This is a genomic window from Methylosinus sp. (assembly GCF_036560965.1).
In the GTDB taxonomy this organism is placed as follows: Bacteria; Pseudomonadota; Alphaproteobacteria; order Rhizobiales; family Beijerinckiaceae; genus Methylosinus.
The window spans coordinates 138,496-155,240 of sequence record NZ_DATBQF010000020.1 but is presented as its reverse complement, the minus strand read 5'-3'; the positions used below and the strand labels follow the sequence as shown (position 1 = coordinate 155,240).

Genomic DNA, 16,745 nt, shown 5'->3' with positions numbered 1-16,745 from the left:
GTTCCCATGAAAATGGTATTTAGAGTCTCATTCGACAAGGGGCCGACGGCCGGCGCTCAGCGCGATTTCGCCTTCGACTGAAACGGCGCCATGCCCTTGCGGGCGAGCGCGTCGGCGCGCTCGTTCATCTCGTCGCCCGCATGTCCGCGCACCCAATGCCACGCCACCTCATGGCGCTCCGTCGCGGCGTCGAGACGCGTCCACAGATCGACATTCTTGACCGGCTTGCGATCGGCCGTCTTCCAGCCGCGCGCCTTCCAGCCCTTCAGCCAGGAGGTGATCCCGTCGCGCACATATTGCGAATCTGTGTGCAGATCGATGAGGCAGGGGCGCGTCAGCGCGTCGAGCGCCTCGATCGCCGCGGTGAGCTCCATGCGATTATTGGTGGTCGCGGTTTCGCCGCCGCAGAGCTCCTTCTCGCGGTCGCCGAAGCGCAATATGGCGCCCCAGCCCCCGGGGCCCGGATTGCCCGAGCAGGCGCCGTCGGTCCAGATCGCGACGCGCCCGCTCACGCGCGAAGGCCATAGTCGCGGGCGGCGCGAATCGTCCGATGAAAGCGCAGGCGGGCGAGATATTCGCGCGGGTCCTTGGGCCGCACCAGCGCCCCCGGCGGCACGTCCAGCCAATCGACGAAGCGCGTCAGCAGGAAGCGCAGCGCCGCGCCGCGGGCGAGCAGCGGAAAGGCCTCGACCTCCGCCGCCGTCAACGGACGGGCGCGGGAATAGGCGTCGAGCAGCGCCGCGCCCTTGGCGGCGTCATAGGTCCCGGCCGCGTCGAAGCACCAGGCGTTGAGGCAGACGGCGAGATCATAGGCCAGCGAATCGACGCAGGCGAAATAGAAATCGATGACGCCGGAGACGCGGTCGCCGAGGAAGAACACATTGTCCGGAAAGAGATCGGCGTGGATGACGCCCTCGGGCAGGCCGCGCGGCCAATCGCGCTCCAGCGCATCGAGCTCGGCGGCGACGATCGCGCCCAAATCCTCCGCAACCTCGCCGGCACGCGCGGAAAAAGGCGCATAGAGCGGCCGCCAGCCGCCGACCGAGAGGGCGTTGCCGCGGCGCAGCGGAAAATCCGCGCCGGCGAGATGCAATTGCGCCAGCGCCTCGCCGAGCCGCGCGCAATGGGCGGGCTCCGGATGATGGATGGAATAGCCGTCGAGAAACGTCACGATCGCCGCCGGCCGGCCGGCCAGCCGTCCGAGCGCGGCGCCGGCGCGATCGCGCACCGGCTGGGGACAGGTCAATCCCTTGGCGGAGAGATGCTCCATCAGCCCGAGGAAGAAGGGCAGATCCGCCTCGGCGACGCGCTTCTCATAGAGGGTGAGGATGAAGCTGCCGGCGCTCGTATGCAGGAAATAATTCGAATTCTCGACCCCTTCGGCGATGCCCTTCAAGGACAAGAGCGCGCCGAGGTCGTAGCCGGCGAGAAAGGCGATCAGCTCCTCGTCGTCGACATCCGTGTAGACGGCCATGAGTTCCGCGCGGTTGGAGGGATGCGGCCACAGTCGTCGCGCGCGCGTCAGGCGTGCGTGCGCAACTCTTTGGGCAAGGGGAAGGCGACATCTTCCAGCGCGGCCGAAACGGTCTCGACGGAGATTTCGTAACGCTCGGCGAAAGCCTCCATGATTTCCTCGACGAGCACCTCCGGCGCGGAGGCCCCGGCGCTGATGCCGAGCGAGCCGATGCCGGTGAACATGCGCCAATCGATCTCGCGGCGGCCCTGGACGAGCTGCGCCGGCGCGCCGGCGCGCTCCGCCACCTCGCGAAGACGCTGCGAATTGGACGAGTTGGGCGAGCCGACGACGATCACCGCATCGACATGCGGCGCGACCTGCTTGACCGCCGCCTGGCGATTGGTGGTCGCATAGCAGATGTCCTCCTTATGGGGACCGACGATCTGCGGGAAACGCCGCGTCAACGCGCTGACGATCTCCTGCGAATCGTCGAGCGACAGAGTGGTCTGCGTCACATAGGCGAGATTGGCCTCGCCCTCGAGCTGCAGCTCCGCCACCGCCGCGACCGATTCGACCAGCACCACCGCGCCCGGCGGCAGCTGGCCCATCGTGCCGACCACTTCCGGATGGCCGGAATGGCCGACGAGCAGCACTTTGCGCCCGCGCTTGTGATGAATTTCCGCCTCGCGATGGACCTTGGTCACCAGCGGGCAGGTGGCGTCTATGGCGAGCAGATGGCGCGAGGCGGCTTCCGCCGACACGGATTTGGCGACGCCATGAGCGGAGAAGATCACCGGCGCCCCCGTGTCCGGCACTTCCTCGAGCTCCTCGACGAAGATCGCGCCCTTGGCCTTCAACGCCTCGACCACATAGCGGTTATGCACGATCTCGTGGCGCACATAGACGGGCGGCCCGAATTTGGCGAGCGCCCGCTCCACCGCGTCGATCGCCCGCACGACGCCGGCGCAAAAGCCCCGCGGCGAGCAGAGCAGAATCTTCAACGGCGGCTTCTGCGGCGGGCGGTGCTGAACATTCATTCTCTAGCGCCTCTTGAATCGAAGGGGGCGGCCGAAGCCCGCCGCGCTGTGATGTCCCGCGTGGGGATAGGTGTCAAGCCGGGCGCTCGCTCCCTCGCGGCCGGGGAGAAAATCTGCTAGACAGGCGATCGACGAAGACTGGCCGCGCCGATGCCGGAGTGTCTCGCGGTCCATGAGGGGACGGGGCGAACATGTCGAATATCGTCGATATAATACAGTCCGCCCAAGGCGGCCAGATCATCGAAAATCTCTCGGATCGTTTCGGCCTCGCGTCCTGGCAGACGCGATCGGCCGTCGAGGCGCTGCTGCCGGCGCTGGCCGCGGCGCTGCGCAAGGCGGCCGAAGAGCCCGGCGCGCTGCGTCCGGTCTTCGACGCCGCCAACGACTCCGCCCATCGCGCCGCCTTCGAGAACGCCGAGGACGCCCATTCGCAGGCCAGCGTCGAGGGCGGCGACGCCATTGTTGCGCATTTGTTCGGCTCCGCCTCGGCCGCCGGCGAGGTCTCGCAGCTCGCCGCGCGCGAGAGCGGGCTGCGCGCCGATGTGCTGCAGCGCCTGCTGCCGATTCTCGTCTCCGTCGTGGCCGGCGGGCTCGGCTCGACGCTGGAGCGCCAGAACGTCGGCCAGCCCGTGGAGCCGCCCGCGGCTCCTGTTCCTGCTCCTGCCGGCGGCGGCCTGCTCGGATGGCTGCAAAGCCTGTTCGGCGGCAAGCCCGCGCAGCCGGTTCCGATTCCTGGTCCGGCCCCAACCCCTGCCCCGGATGCGCTGGAGGCGGCGCTGGAGCGGATCCGCGAGGCGCTCACGTCCCCGGCCCCGGCCGACGCCGAGCGCCAGGCCGGCCTCGACGAATTGCTGGGACGGATTTTCGCCTCGGAAAAGAGCCGCCCGGCGGCGTGACGCCTCAGGTCAGATTATTGGCGACGGGCAGGTAGTAGGCGGCCGACAGCTTGGTGCCGATAATGCGCGTCGCCGCCAGGATCACGATCGAGAGAAAAAAGCCGATCATCGCATATTCGAGGACCGTCGCTCCGCTTTCGTCCGCGAGAAATCGGCGCAGGCAGTTCGGCATGGGACAATTCCTCGAGCGGTCCGGCCCGGCTGGGCGTCGCCTCGTCGCGATGGGCGCGCGACCGGGACGGTAACCGAAAGATAAGCATAATACGTCTCGAAAGGGTTAAGCCTCCCTCCACGCCCGCGCCGGGGTCGACGGTGTGGTCTTGCGCGCGGGCGGCTTTTCGGCCAATTCAGCAGCCGGAACGCATATTGCTTCGGCGCCGACGCCGGAAGCGCTGTCGTTCGCGCCCGCCCTTTCGCGCCCGCCGGAAGGGGTTGTCGACCTATATGGACCGCTGCGCCGGTCCTCACTGAAAGTTGCTGATGGCTCGCGACGTTAACGATACGACGCCGATCACGTCGCGCAATGCGCTCGTGGAGTGGTTCGAGGCTGGGATAAAGACTCCCGACGATCTCAACGTCGGCACCGAGCACGAGAAAATCCCGTTTTTCGGCGCGAGCCGCGCGCCCGTCCCCTACGAGTCGCCGGCAGGCGGGATCAAGGACCTGCTCGACGGGCTGGGCGCGGCGCTCGGCTGGGAGCCGATCACCGATCGCGGGGCGATCATCGGCCTCTACGACCCGAATGGCATCGGGGCCGTGTCGCTGGAGCCCGGCGGCCAATTCGAATTGTCCGGCGCGCCGCTGCCCACCGTTCACGCGGCCAAGACCGAGCTCGACGTCCATTTCGCCGCGCTGGAGCCGGTCGCCCAGCGGTTCGGCGTCTCCTTCCTCGATCTCGGCGCGAGCCCCAAATGGCGGCGCGCCGAGACGCCCGCCATGCCCAAGCAACGCTATGGAATCATGGCCGCCTATATGCCGAAGGTCGGCGCGCTCGGCCTCGACATGATGTTCCGCACGGCGACCATACAGGTCAATCTCGACTTCGTTTCCGAGACGGACATGGTGGATAAGCTGCGCGTCGGCCTCGCGCTGCAGCCGATCGTCACCGCGCTCTTCGCCAATTCGCCCTTCATCGACGGCGAGCCGACCGGCTTCCTGTCGCAGCGCTCGCAGATCTGGCTGGACACCGACGCCGACCGCACCGGAATGCTGCCTTTCGCCTTCGAGCCCGGCATGGGCTTCGAGCGCTATGTCGATTACGCGCTGGATGTGCCGCTCTATTTCGTCAAGCGCGGCGAGATCTATCACGATGTCGCCGGCGCGAGCTTCCGCGACCTTTTGGACGGCAGGCTCGCGGCGCTGCCCGGCGAGCGCGCGACAATGTCCGACTGGGCCAATCACCTCGGCGCGATCTTCCCCGAGGCGCGGCTGAAGCGCTATCTCGAGATGCGCGGCGCCGATGGCGGGCCGCGCTCGCATATGACCGCCTTGCCGGCGCTTTTCGTCGGCCTCTTCTATGATCGCGCGGCGCTGGACGGCGCGCTGGCGCTCATCGAGGGCTGGAGCGCCGAGGAGCGCGAGGCGCTGCGCGCCGACGTTCCGCGTCTCGCGCTGGAGGCGCGCATTCGTGGGCGCCGGGCGCTCGACATCGCCCGCGACATGCTGGCGCTGGCCCGCGGCGGCCTCGCCCGAAGGGCGCAGCACGACGCGCAAGGGCGGGACGAGACCATCTATCTCGCGCCGCTGGAGGAGATCGCCGAGAGCGGCCGCACGCTGGCGCAGCAGCGGCTCGAGGCCTATCACGGCCGTTGGGGCCGCTCGGTCGACCCCGCCTTCACGGATTGCCTGTTGTAGACGCGAGCGACGCCCGCGCCCAAAACGCGCGGGCGACGGTCAGAGAAGCGGGCGGCTTTCAGCGCGCGTAGAGGCCGGGCGCCGACGGGGCGCGCACATAGGAATGGCCGATCGGCCGCATGCCGTCCTGCGACCAGGCCCGCGGGCCGCCGAGGCCCCCGGCGCGCACATGACCGCCGAGACGCACGCAATTGTCGGAGCCGGAAACCGGGACGAAACCCTCGCCGAAACGAGAGCAGCGCCCGCCGGAGGGAAGAGAGCCCGTCGTCTGCGCCTGCGCCGCCGGCGCGCTCATTGCGGCGCACAGGCAAAGACAAGCGAAAAGACGGCGGACGTCGAGCCCGCAAGGTTCGGCGGTGAAAACTGTCATTCGCAGATGAGCCTCGAAAATTCTCGCATCGCAACGCCCGAGTCGACGCGATGGCGCGCCCCGTCTCGATGTTGCCGCCCGATGTTTACCAACTCGTTACTTTTCACGCTTCGACGCGAGGGGTCGCGCGACGGCGACCACTTAGGCGCCATACAGTCGAATAATCGTGGCAGGATCGTGTCGCGCGGCGCGCCCGTCAACGCCAATCGCCCAGGACCGCCTGCACGAGCGTCAGCGCCGCGACCGCCGCAGTGTCGGCGCGCAGGATGCGCGGGCCGAGCGAAAGTCGCGCGATGAGCGGCGCCGCGGCGAGAATCGCCTCGCGCTCCGCGGGATCGAAGCCGCCCTCGGGGCCGACCAGCACATCGACGCCCTCATGCGGCGGCGCTCCGCGCAAGGCGGCGGTCGGATCGGCGACCTCGGCGTCCTCGTCGCAGAAGACGAGCAGCCGCCCGACCGGCCGCGCCGCGAGATGCGCCTCGAGCGCGAGCTCCTCGACGACCTCCGGCACGTTCAGCACGCCGCATTGCTCCGCCGCCTCCACCACATTGGCGGCGAGGCGCTCCAGATTGACGCGGCGCGCCTGGGTGCGGCGCGTGATCACGGGGGCGAGGCGCGAGACGCCCATTTCGGTCGCCTTCTGGGCCATATAGTCGAGCCGCGCGTGCTTGAGCGGCGCGAAGCAATAATGCAGATCGGCGCTCGCGGTCTGCTCGCGCAGCCGCTCGATGGGAACGAGAATCGCCTTGCGCCGCGCCACCTCCTCGAGCCGCGCCCGCCACTCGCCATCGCGCCCGTTGAACAGCAGAACCGCGTCGCCCTCGCGCAGGCGCAGCACATTCAACAGATAATTGAGCCGGTCGGCATCCGGGACGATACGCGCTCCGGCCTCGAGGCCCGCCTCGACGAAAAGGCGCTGCGCGGAAAAATCATAGCGTGACACGAGCTTTCCCGGAGATGAGGGGCGGGGCGCCATCAAGCCGCCGCTTTATCCGCGAAACTGCCGGATGCTTGCAACAGGCGCAAGTCTCTTGCTAAGACCTCTTAAACCATGAAGGGGATCGCCGCCATGACGGCCACAAGCCGGAACGCGCAGATAGAGAGCGGGAACGCGCGGAAACAGCGCGGAATTGCGCGCATGAGCGTCGGCGCGCCGATTTTGGGAGCTCTTCTCGCGCTAGCGGGGGCCGAGACGGCCGTCGCCCAGTCCTGCCAGGAGGACTTCCAGAAGCTCTCGCAGCGACGCATGTCCCAGATCCAGACGCTGAACAACATCGGCAAGGCGTCCAAGGGCAAGATGGACCCGGTCGCGGCCTGTCCGGTGGCGCGCAAGCTCGTCTCCATCGAGACCGAGATGGCCGCCTATATCGATAAGAACAAGGAATGGTGCAACATTCCCGACAATATGGTCGACGGCTTCAAGCAGGCGCGCGGCAAGACCCAGACTTTCGCCGCCCAGGCCTGCGCCGTCGCCGCCAAAGCGAAGAAAATGCAGGAAGAGCAGGCCGCCGGAATCGGCCCGCAAGCGCAAAAGCTCCCTGCCGGGCCGCTGTGAGCGCTGCGGAACGGCCTCGGGACGGCGAGCGATCGGAAGGAGAGCGATCGGACGGGGCGCGACTGCCTGACGCCGTCGCCGACCATCCGCTCTGGCGCCTCGCTCCCGAGCCGCTTCGCCCCTATGTGCAGCTCGCCCGCCTCGATCGGCCAATCGGCTGGTGGCTGCTGCTGCTTCCCTGCTGGCAGGGCGGCGCGCTGGCCTCGGCGGCGCTGGGCGCTCCGCCGCATCTCCTGCATCTGCTGCTGTTCTTCATCGGCGCGGTCTCCATGCGCGGCGCCGGCTCCACTTATAATGACATCGTCGACCGCGACATCGACGCAAAGGTGGAGCGCACGCGGCTTCGCCCGCTCGCCAGCGGACGCGTCTCCTTGCGCGCGGCGATCGTCTTTCTCGTGCTGCAATGTCTCGTCGGCCTCGGCGTTCTTCTGTCCTTCAACGGCGTCACCATCGCGCTCGGCCTCGCGTCGCCGCTGATCGTGCTGATCTATCCCTTCGCCAAGCGCTTCACCTCCTGGCCGCAGGCGATTCTGGGGCTCGCCTTCGCCTATGGCGCGCTGCTCGGCTGGACGGCGCTGACCGGCAGGCTCGAATGGCCGGCGATCTTCCTCTACGCCTCGGCGATTCTGTGGACGATCGGCTTCGACACGATCTATGCGCTGCAGGACAAGCGCGACGACGCCATCGCCGGGGTGCGCTCGACCGCGCTGCTGTTCGGCGCGCATGTGCGCCTCGCCGTCGGCGCGCTCTATCTGGCTTCGGTCGTTTTCGCCGAATTCGCGCTGCTTTCGGCCGATGTCGGAGGAGCCGCGCAGATCGGCCTCGCCGCCTATGCGGCGCATCTCGCCTGGCAGGTCTATCGTACCAGCGACGCCGCCTCGCCCGAGGTCGCGCTGAGATTGTTCCGCTCCAATCGCGACGCCGGCCTGGTGCTCTTCGCCGGCCTCGCGGCGCAGGCCGCGATCCGCGCCTATTCGTAGCAGACGATCTCGCGCTCCTCGCGGTGGACCGTCTCCATCAGCGCGTCGCTTCCCTCTTTGCGGCGCGCGCAGAAGCGCGGACGGCGCAGGGCGACCGTCGTGTTCTTGCGGCGGGCGATCGTCTCGCGCAGCGCGACGCCGCCGAGCCGCGGGTCGACCGTCTCGAAAGCCCCGTCGCGCGCGGCGAGGCGCGGCAGATCGAGATAGGACGCCCAATATTTCCAGTCCGCCGAGATCGCGCCGCCATCCGCCGTCTCGGTGAGGACGATGTCGAGATCGGGATCATCATGGGCGAGCGACAGGCGGTAGGACGCGCCGCCGTCGACGCTCGGCTCGACATCCAGCGCGACGCCGCGATAGGCGCGCACCGGCACGCTGATCAGCATGGACATTCCGCCCAGGCGCCGCGAGATCAGAATGTCGCGGCGGTCGAGACGCACCTGGCGCTGACCGCCATCGGCGCGCCGATCGCGCTGGACGGCGAATTGAAGCTGCGTTTCTGCCATGGCGGCGGTCTCGAACATGCGCTCGCTCCCCGAAAAATGCTCTTCGCGTTTGGTGTCTCGTTTCATGAGCCCATGTTGAGCGTCGGCTCGGCCAAAGCACGCTAACAAGGCTGGTGAATCCCCTGTAAACCATTGCCTTTTCGAACGATTCGACAGCTTTGGGTTAGCAGTGAGCAAACGCGATCGTAGAAATTCGAGGCAATTCGCCGAAAAAAGGCGCCTTGCGGGGCGGGCCGGGCTCGCTTAACCACTGTCCCGATGGCCGACATTCGAACCGACCTCGCGGCTCAGCTGCCGTTGCTCGAAGCCGTCGCGCGGCGAGCGGGCGAGATCGCCATGGCCTTTTTCCGGCCGGGCGAGAAAACGAGCGCGGCCGTCTTCTATAAAGAGGGCGGCTCGCCGGTGACCGAGGCCGATATGGCCGTCGACCGCTTTCTGCAGGAGACCGCGCTCGCGCTGTTCCCGGACGCCGGCTGGCTCTCCGAGGAGACCGCCGACAATCAGCAGCGCCTCTCGCGCGCGCGGCTCCTCGTCGTCGACCCCATCGACGGGACGCAGGCCTTTTTGCGCGGCGACGCGCGCTGGGCGGTTTCCATCGCGCTGATCGACCGCGGACGGCCGGCGCTCGGCGTCATTCATGCGCCGGCGCTCGAATGGACCTTCGCCGCGGCGGCCGGCCATGGCGCGGCGCTCAATGGCGCATCGATCCGCGTCGCCGAGCGCGCCGTTCTGACCGGCGCGCGGCTCGAGGCGCCGCGCGGCCTCGCCGCCCGCTTCGCCGGCTCGGACTATAAATTCGACATTCAGGACCGCACGCCCTCGCTCGCTCTGCGCGTCGCCGACGTCGCCTCCGGCCGCAATGATCTGACCATCGCCTCCGCCGATTCGAAAGACTGGGACATCGCCGCGGCCGATGTGATACTCACCGAGGCGGGCGGCGTTTTGTCCGAGCTCGAGGGCGTTCCCTTGCGCTACAATCGTCCGACACTGCGGCGCGACATGCTGATCGCCGCGCCACAAGCAATCTTTCCGGAGAGTCTCGCGCTGGCGCGAGCCGTTTCGAAGGGCGTCATATGAGCGAAGCGACTACACAGGACGGCGGCGCGCCGAAGCAGGCGCTGCATCTGGTTTTCGGAGGCGAGCTCATCGACCTCCAAGGCGTCGCCTTCCGCGATCCGTCGAAAATCGACATTGTCGGCATCTATCCCGACAATGAAGCCGCGCTCGCCGCCTGGAAGGCGAAAGCGCATGCGACGGTCGACAACGCCCATATGCGCTATTTCGTCGTGCAGCTGCACAGCCTCCTCGATCCCGACGCAAATTGAGCTAATATCCTAGAGATCGGCGCGGCGGATCGTCGGCCCCACGGGCCGGCGCGCCGCGATCCGAGCGTTCATTCGAGGCCGGAGCGAGCGCCGGCCCAGGCGGCGCGCCGTGGATCGGCCGCCGCGATATTGGCGAGTTTCACCGGGGCGTCGATGCCGGTCTTGACGATTTATCGGTTGCTGACCATCGGTTTGGCGCCTCTCGCCGGCGCAGTGCTGGGCTGGCGCGCGAGACAGGGCAAGGAAGATCGCGAGCGGATCGGCGAACGCATGGGCGTTCCCGGCCTCACGCGTCCCGCCGGCCGGCTCGTCTGGCTGCATGGCGCGAGCCTCGGCGAGAGCCTCGCGCTGCTGCCGCTGGTCGAGCGCTTCATCCAGCGCGGCGTCGAGGTTCTCGTCACCACCGGCACGGTGTCTTCCGCCAAAGTGATGCGGGCGCGGCTTCCGGCCGGCGCGGCGCATCAATTCCTGCCGCTCGACGCGCCGCAATTCGTCGAGCAATTCCTCGAGCATTGGCGCCCGGACATCGTGCTTTTCGCCGAGTCGGAGCTGTGGCCCAATATGGTCCGCGCGATCCATGCGCGCCGGCTGCCGCTCATTCTGGTCAACGCCACCATTTCACGCCGCTCCGCCGCGCGCTGGCGGCGCCTGCCCGGCGGCGCGCGCATATTGTTCGGCGAGATCGACCTCTGCCTCGCGCAGAACGCCGAGAGCGCGGCGCGCTATCTCGGCCTCGGCGCGCCGCGCGTGCGCGTCTGCGGCAATCTGAAATTCGACGTGCCGCCGCCGCCGGTCGGCGCCGGCAAGCTCGCCGAGCTCAACGGCGCGATCGGCGCCCGGCCGGTGTGGGCGGCGATCTCCACCCATGCGGGCGAGGAGGAGATCGCCATAGAGGCGCATCTCGCGCTCGCCGCCGAGGTTCCTTCGCTGCTGACCATCATCGTCCCGCGCAAGCCCGAGCGCGGCGCCGAGATCGCCGCTCTGGCGCGCGCCAAAGGGCTCTCCGTCGGATTGCGCTCGCAGGATGGCGAGCCGCGCCGCGGCGTGCAGATCTATGTCGCCGACACGATCGGCGAGCTCGGCCTGTTTCTGCGCGCGGTCAGCGTGGTGTTCACCGGCAAATCGCTCACCGCCGAGGGCGGCCATAATCCGATCGAGCCGGCCAAGCTCGGCTGCGCGATTCTGCATGGCCCGCATGTCGAGAATTTCGCCGACATCTACGCCGAGCTCGCCGCCGCCCGCGCCGCCGCCCGCGTGACCGACGCCGATTCGCTGGCGCGGGCGCTGCAATTTCTGCTCTCCGATCCGTCCCGCATGCGCAAGATGGGCCGCGCCGGAGCCGAGGTGGTCAAGAAGCTCGGCGGCGCCTCGCAGAGCATTATGGCGGCGATCGAGCCCTATCTCGCGCAATCGGCGCTGGAGCAGAGATGAGCGCGCGGCGCCGCGTCGACGATGCGCGCGCCTGAGTTCTGGCGACGCGCGCCGGCCTCGCCGATGGCGCGGGCGCTGGCGCCGCTGGGCGCGCTCTATGGAGGCGCCGCCTCCGCGCGAATGTCGAAGCCGGGCGCGCGCGCCGATCGGCCGGCGATCGTGATCGGCGGCCCGACCCTCGGAGGCGACGGCAAGACGCCGACCGCCCTCGCCATCGCCGCCCTGCTCGCGGAAATGGGCGAGCGGCCTTTCTTTCTCACCCGCGGCCATGGCCGGCGCGCGATGCGGCGCCCCTCCTTCCGCGTCGATGCGCAAATCCATACGGTTCTCGAGACCGGGGACGAAGCGCTGCTGCTGGCGCGCCGCGCGCCGACCATCGTCGGGATCGATCGCGCGGAAAGCGCGCGGCTCGCAAGCGATCTCGGCGCGACGGCGCTCATTCTCGACGATGGCCTACAGAGCCGGCGGCTCGAGCCCGATCTCGCGCTGCTCGTCGTCGATGGCGGCTATGGCGCCGGCAATGGGCTCTGCCCGCCCGCCGGCCCGCTGCGCGCGCCTTTGCGACGCCAGATCGAGGCTGTGGACGCGCTCGTCCTCATCGGCGAGGGCGCGGCCGGAGAGGCGGTCGCCGAGCGCGCGAGCGCGGCGGGAAAGCCCGTTCTCCGCGCCGACGTCGCCGCCCTCCCCTGCCCACTCGCGGGCCGGCGGGCGCTCGCCTTTGCGGGCATTGCGCGGCCGGAGAAATTTTTCGCGACGCTCGAGGCGATGGGCGTCGAGATTGTCGGCCGAAAAAGCTTCGCCGATCATCGCCGCTATACGACGCGCGACCTCGCGGCGCTCGAGCGCGAGGCCGAACGCCTCGACGCGACTCTGGTCACGACCGAAAAAGATGCGGCGGGTCTTTGCCCCGACAGGGCCGCGCGAATCGCCGTTCTGCCGATCGGCCTCCACTTCGCCGAAGACGAGAGGCTCCACGCGCTTCTGCGCCGCGCCCTCACCCGAGCGTCGTGAGCCTGGAAGCGGTCAGCGGCAGGCGAGGGCTTCGCTCAGGATTTCTTCGGGAAGCTCACGCCGATGCGCGCGAGCTTGGCGTCGGTGCTCGAATAGGCCTCTTGCAGGTCGACGTTCCAATAGCGGAGCTCTTCCAGCGGGATGGGCTCTCCGGTCACTGCGCAGCGCACATAGGCGCCCGGGCGGCGAATGCGGAAGTCGCCGTCGCGATATTCGACCTCGGCCTCCACCGCGGCCTGCGGCTGTCGTTCGAACCGGTTCATACGAATCCTGCGTCTCGCGCGCTCGGTTAAGCGGCGTACCGACGAAATAAACGAGGTCATGCCGGATTTTCAATAGGAGAGACGCAATTGGCAAGCCGAATCGCACATGTCCGGCCGAGCTTTCGTCCGCACGGCGGCTCCGACCTCACCAGAAAACCTGCGCCCGGGCGAGGAAAAGGCTCGGATGATCGCCATTGAGAAAAGCGCGATCGGAGGGCGCGATCAGCGTCATCGCGCGCGTCCAATTGGCCTGGAGACGCACGCCGCGGACCGGATACCAGTTCAGCGCCACGGTCACATTCTCCTGCCGGCCGCCGAGCGTCGCCGTATTGGCGATCGCCTTTTGCGCGGCCGAGCCCGCCGCCGTCGCCAGATAGACGAAGCTCGCCGGGACGAGGCCGCCATTGTTCAGATCGATCCCCTCATAGCGCGCGGCGACCTCGACGGCGCCATAGCCGCCCTTGCCCAGCGGATTTTTGATCTTCACATCGCTGTAGGTGCCGGGCGAGCTCCAATTCTTGTCATAGCCGTCATAGGAGGCGGCGCGCGATTCGCCGGTGAGGAACAGCGAGGCGGCGACATGATAGGCGCTGTAATGCAGCCGCGATCCGCCGCCATTGGCGTAGAGAAAGGCGAGCAGCGCGTCCCGCTCATATTGCGCGCCGACATATTCCGCCTCGACCGAGACCGGGCCGAGGGCGGCGGCGGCCTCGAAGCCGTAATTATACGAATATTTCAGGCAGCTCGGCCGCTGCACGAAAGGCGCGACGAGCTGGCCGGCGCCGGTCGTCACGACATTGAGCGACGCGGCCGAGGCGGCGCAAGAGAGATCCTGGGCCGCCGGCACGCGCGCCGTCGCGCCGCCCGCGCCGAGAATTCCGGTGAGCTCGCGCTCGAATGCGGAGGCGCCGGGGGTGAGATTGGTCGCATCTGTGGCGCCGGTCGCGCTATTGGGCCGGTGATAGACGAAGGCGGCGCCGAGATGGAGCAGCGCGTCCTCCTGGTGGATGGGCGTATAGACGGCGCGCGCCGAGGCGTCCCAATATTGCGCGCCCCCGACCGGCGGAGCGCTCGCCGCATCCTGCGGGCTGGTCGAGAAAATGCCGCCCTTCAACGCCCAGCTCGCGTCGCCGACGCCGATGGCTGCGCCTATGTGGCGGGCCGGGCCGAGATTGGCGGTGAGGCTGCGCTCCATGAAGGTCATATGCTTGTCGCCGTCGAGAACCTCGCGGCCGAAGGGCTCGTGGAAATTGCCGATCTGTAGGGAGACCGGCTGCGCGCTGATCCACTCGGGCAGGAATTTGGCGCGATAGGCGAGATAGGCGTCGCGAATGCCGACGACGCCGCCGGCGGCCGTGGCGAAATCATATTGGAAGCGATAGATCCAATTGCCGTAAGCGCGGCCGGCGACCTCCAGCTCGGCGCGGCGAAAGCCGGCGTTGCTGCGCCTTATGGTGTCGGCGGAGCTGGCGAAGCCGCCATCCGCATGGATGCGGCCGCCGATCTTGAAGTCGAAGCTCTTGTCCTCGCTCTCGACATAGAGACCGTTCTTGAAGCTGACGAAGACCGGCGGCGGAGCGCTCGCGGCCGGCGCCGATTTCGTCGAATCGAGATGCTTCGTCGCCTCATGCGTCGCCTTGGACTGGGCGTCGAGCTTGGTCTCGAGCCGCTTCAGCTGGGCTTTCAGCGCTTTTATCTCGCTGGCCGTATCGGCCAGAGCGAGGCCGGGCGCGCCCAGCGCCGCCGCCGCGAGAGCCGCTATGGCGACGCCGTTGCGCCATCCACGAGATTCCCCTTCGCCGAACATGAGCGCCCTCCCGATAGCCGAACCGGCTTCTAAGCACGGCAGGCTCGCGCGAGGCTCACGTGACGCGATCGGACGCTGAAAATACGAATGGCCGCCCCGAAGGACGGCCATTCATCGTCAAATCGCGAGCGGGTCAGAGCGAGCCGCGTCTCACCAGAAGACGTTGGCGCGAGCCAGGAAGAGGCTCGGATGCTCGCCGTTGAGATAGGGACGATCGGAAGCCGCGACCATCGTCATCACGCGCGTCCAATTGGCCTGGAGGCGGAAGCCGTTGACCGGATACCAGTTCAGACCGATCGTCAGATTTTCTTGGCGGCCGCCGAGCGTCGCCGTATTGGCGAGCGCCTTCTGGGCCGCCGAACCGGCCACCGTCGCCGCATAGACGAAATTGCCGTCGACGAGGCCGCCATTATTGAGATTGAGCTCGCTGAAGCGCGCGGCGATCTCCCAAGCGCCCCAGCCGCCCTTGTTGACGGGGTTCTTGATCTTGATCGCGCCGAAGGTGCCGGGCGAGCTCCAGTTCTTGTCGTAGCCGTTATAGACTTCCGCCTTCGACTCGCCGGTCAGGAAGTAAGAGCCCTGAACATAATAGCCGCTGGCCTGGAGGCTCGATCCGCCATTATTGCCGAGCAGCAGAGCGTTGAGCGGATCACGCTCGTAGCGCGTCGCGATATATTCGCCCTGCAGCGAGAAGGGGCCGTAGGCGGCCGCGGCTTCGAAGCCGTAGCTATAGGCGTATTTCAAGCAGCCATTCTTCATGACGAAGGGCGCGGACAGGAGACCGAGGCCGGTCGCGGTCGTCGCCAAGCTGCCGGAGGCCGCGCAAGTCATATCCTGCGCCGACGAGACGCGGCTCCAGGTTCCGCTGCCGCCCAGAACATCCGCCTCTTCGCGCTCGGTGCCCGCGCCAGGCCGCAAGAAGGCGGCGTCGGTGGCGGCCGTCGAATCGTTCGGCTTGTGATAGCGGAAGGACGAGCCGACATGCAGCAGCTTGTCCTCTTCCTGAATCGGCGCATAGGTGCCGCGAACCGCCACGTCCCAATATTGCGCGCCGCCGGTGGGCGGAGCGGTGGCCGTGTCCTGCGGCGAGGTGGAGAAGATGCCGGTCTTGACCGACCACAGCTTGTCGCCGATGCCCACGGCCGCGCCGGTATGGCGGCTCGGCGCGAGGACGGTCGGCATGGCGCGCTCGAGGAAGGTGATGTTGCTCGTCGAGCTGGTCGTCTCCATGCTGAAGGGCTCGAAGAAATTGCCGACCTGGAAAGTGACCGGCTCCTTGGTGATCGCCTCCGGCAACAGCTTCTGGCGATAGGCCATGAAGGCGTCGCGTATGCCCGCCACGCCTGTGTTGGTGAAGTCGTATTGGAACCGATAGAACCAGTTCTTATAGGCCTTGCCTTCGACCCAGATCTGCGCGCGGCGGAAGCCGACGTTGGAGCGCGACATGGTGTCGGCGGAGCTGGCGAAGCCGCCGTCGGCCTGGATGCGGCCGCCGAGCTTGAAGTTGAACGCCTTGTCCTCGGTCTCGACGAAGAGGCCGTTCTTGAAGCTGACGAACACCGGCGGCGGGGCGACGAGCCCGGGCAGCGTCTTGGCGGAGTTCAGCGCATTCTTGACCTGGACATTGGTCTTGGCCTGATCGGCGACCTTGGCCTCGAGCCGCTTCAGCTCGGCCTTCAGCGCCTTGATGTCGCTCGCCGTGTCGGCCAGAGCCGCGGCCGGGACGCCCAGCAGCCCGCAAAAAGCGACGAGCGAGACGCTGCCCGAGCGCCGTCGCGCCACTTTCGACCGGATTTTCAGTTCTTCCATCAAAGCCCCCTGCGCTCGGTGTTCGACGTTGCGCGTGAACGGGTCGGATTTTCTCTCCGTCGAGCGGGGTTTCATTCGGCTGAATGAATAACCTGCATCGACGACAAGTCTCCCGGTTCCGAAGCGGACACGCGAAACGCTCGACAATTACGCCATTTGCCTACTAATCGACAGATGACGCCCAAATTATCGCCAACTCCGCTCGCTTGACGAGCCTCGGCTGGCGAAATGTTCTTTGGATACATCACATGTAATTGTCTTACATTTCGATCGGCCATTTGCGCAAGGCCGGAATCGGCCTTGATTAAGGATTTTCACGTAAGTGTTGCCGATTCGCCACGATTCGTCGACGCGAGCGTCGTGAGCCGGAACGACCGTACGGCTCCCCGGCTCCCGGCCAGGGCCGACAGCGGCGGCCACGCCGCGCTCGCGTGGCATTTCGGTC

Annotated in this window: 18 protein-coding genes; 8 read left to right on the top strand and 10 right to left on the bottom strand. The window is 67.6% G+C overall.

From position 1 onward, the window contains the following. Positions 1-56: 56 nt before the first annotated feature. Genes rnhA through ispH form a run of 3 tightly spaced genes read right to left on the bottom strand, consistent with a single transcriptional unit; the run spans position 57 to position 2,493 of the window. Positions 57-512, bottom strand: a complete 456-nt coding sequence (rnhA, locus tag VIF40_RS07000; RefSeq protein ID WP_331936807.1) for a ribonuclease HI — start codon at positions 510-512, stop codon at positions 57-59. Beyond that, complete coding sequence (gene thrB / locus VIF40_RS06995; RefSeq protein WP_331936806.1) at positions 509-1,474, bottom strand: homoserine kinase; 966 nt, start codon at positions 1,472-1,474, stop codon at positions 509-511. The genes rnhA and thrB overlap by 4 nt, the downstream gene beginning before the upstream one ends. A gap of 47 nt (positions 1,475-1,521) precedes the next feature. Beyond that, positions 1,522-2,493 (bottom strand): 4-hydroxy-3-methylbut-2-enyl diphosphate reductase, encoded by a 972-nt coding sequence (ispH, locus tag VIF40_RS06990; protein ID WP_331936805.1) that lies wholly within the window; start codon positions 2,491-2,493, stop codon positions 1,522-1,524. 191 nt (positions 2,494-2,684) lie between these two features. Here ispH and VIF40_RS06985 point away from each other — a divergent pair, with 191 nt between their 5' ends. Further along, a complete protein-coding gene (locus tag VIF40_RS06985; protein WP_331936804.1) occupies positions 2,685-3,389 on the top strand; it encodes a DUF937 domain-containing protein in 705 nt (234 codons plus the stop codon). 4 nt (positions 3,390-3,393) lie between these two features. On the opposite strand, the gene VIF40_RS06980 is transcribed toward VIF40_RS06985, so the two are convergent. Beyond that, positions 3,394-3,561 (bottom strand): pilus assembly protein, encoded by a 168-nt coding sequence (locus tag VIF40_RS06980; RefSeq protein WP_331936803.1) that lies wholly within the window; start codon positions 3,559-3,561, stop codon positions 3,394-3,396. Between the two features lie 308 nt (positions 3,562-3,869). On the opposite strand from VIF40_RS06980, the gene VIF40_RS06975 reads away from it, so the two are divergent. Continuing rightward, entirely contained in the window at positions 3,870-5,243 is a 1,374-nt protein-coding gene (locus tag VIF40_RS06975; protein WP_331936802.1) for a glutamate--cysteine ligase, read from the top strand. A 58-nt stretch (positions 5,244-5,301) separates the two neighbouring features. Here VIF40_RS06975 and VIF40_RS06970 read toward each other — a convergent pair whose 3' ends face one another. Both VIF40_RS06970 and VIF40_RS06965 read right to left on the bottom strand, forming a co-directional pair. Then, positions 5,302-5,613 (bottom strand): hypothetical protein, encoded by a 312-nt coding sequence (locus tag VIF40_RS06970; protein WP_331936801.1) that lies wholly within the window; start codon positions 5,611-5,613, stop codon positions 5,302-5,304. 196 nt (positions 5,614-5,809) lie between these two features. Then, positions 5,810-6,556 carry a 16S rRNA (uracil(1498)-N(3))-methyltransferase gene (locus VIF40_RS06965; RefSeq protein ID WP_331936800.1) on the bottom strand — a complete coding sequence of 249 codons (747 nt, stop codon included), beginning with the start codon at positions 6,554-6,556 and terminating at the stop codon, positions 5,810-5,812. A 195-nt stretch (positions 6,557-6,751) separates the two neighbouring features. Here VIF40_RS06965 and VIF40_RS06960 point away from each other — a divergent pair, with 195 nt between their 5' ends. After that, a complete protein-coding gene (locus VIF40_RS06960; protein ID WP_331936799.1) occupies positions 6,752-7,168 on the top strand; it encodes a hypothetical protein in 417 nt (138 codons plus the stop codon). Next, positions 7,165-8,148 carry a 4-hydroxybenzoate octaprenyltransferase gene (ubiA, locus tag VIF40_RS06955; RefSeq protein ID WP_414684763.1) on the top strand — a complete coding sequence of 328 codons (984 nt, stop codon included), beginning with the start codon at positions 7,165-7,167 and terminating at the stop codon, positions 8,146-8,148. The genes VIF40_RS06960 and ubiA overlap by 4 nt, the downstream gene beginning before the upstream one ends. Here the strand turns inward: ubiA and VIF40_RS06950 are convergent. Next, positions 8,139-8,672, bottom strand: coding sequence for a DUF6101 family protein (locus tag VIF40_RS06950; protein WP_331936798.1), 534 nt, complete (start codon positions 8,670-8,672; stop codon positions 8,139-8,141). The genes ubiA and VIF40_RS06950 overlap by 10 nt on opposite strands. A gap of 240 nt (positions 8,673-8,912) precedes the next feature. Between VIF40_RS06950 and VIF40_RS06945 the strand changes: the two genes are divergently transcribed. The 4 genes from VIF40_RS06945 to lpxK all read left to right on the top strand — a co-directional run bounded on the left by VIF40_RS06945 (position 8,913) and on the right by lpxK (position 12,421). Next, entirely contained in the window at positions 8,913-9,731 is an 819-nt protein-coding gene (locus VIF40_RS06945) for a 3'(2'),5'-bisphosphate nucleotidase CysQ (protein WP_331936797.1), read from the top strand. Beyond that, positions 9,728-9,979, top strand: coding sequence for a DUF4170 domain-containing protein (locus tag VIF40_RS06940; protein ID WP_331936796.1), 252 nt, complete (start codon positions 9,728-9,730; stop codon positions 9,977-9,979). Before VIF40_RS06945 ends, VIF40_RS06940 begins: the two co-directional genes overlap by 4 nt. Positions 9,980-10,132: 153 nt before the next feature. Beyond that, the gene (locus VIF40_RS06935; RefSeq protein WP_331936795.1) at positions 10,133-11,410 is read left to right on the top strand and encodes a 3-deoxy-D-manno-octulosonic acid transferase; all 1,278 of its coding nucleotides are present in this window, start codon (positions 10,133-10,135) and stop codon (positions 11,408-11,410) included. Between the two features lie 21 nt (positions 11,411-11,431). Next, positions 11,432-12,421: a tetraacyldisaccharide 4'-kinase gene (gene lpxK / locus VIF40_RS06930; RefSeq protein ID WP_331936794.1), complete on the top strand. Its 990-nt coding sequence runs from the start codon at positions 11,432-11,434 to the stop codon at positions 12,419-12,421. 35 nt (positions 12,422-12,456) lie between these two features. Here the strand turns inward: lpxK and VIF40_RS06925 are convergent, their stop codons facing one another. From VIF40_RS06925 to VIF40_RS06915, 3 genes are all read right to left on the bottom strand, one after another. Continuing rightward, on the bottom strand, positions 12,457-12,684 hold the full coding sequence (locus tag VIF40_RS06925) for a DUF2093 domain-containing protein (RefSeq protein WP_331936793.1): 228 nt from the start codon (positions 12,682-12,684) through the stop codon (positions 12,457-12,459). A gap of 145 nt (positions 12,685-12,829) precedes the next feature. Then, positions 12,830-14,491, bottom strand: coding sequence for an OprO/OprP family phosphate-selective porin (locus VIF40_RS06920; RefSeq protein WP_331936792.1), 1,662 nt, complete (start codon positions 14,489-14,491; stop codon positions 12,830-12,832). Between the two features lie 150 nt (positions 14,492-14,641). After that, positions 14,642-16,300 carry an OprO/OprP family phosphate-selective porin gene (locus VIF40_RS06915; protein ID WP_331936791.1) on the bottom strand — a complete coding sequence of 553 codons (1,659 nt, stop codon included), beginning with the start codon at positions 16,298-16,300 and terminating at the stop codon, positions 14,642-14,644. Positions 16,301-16,745 lie beyond the last annotated feature (445 nt).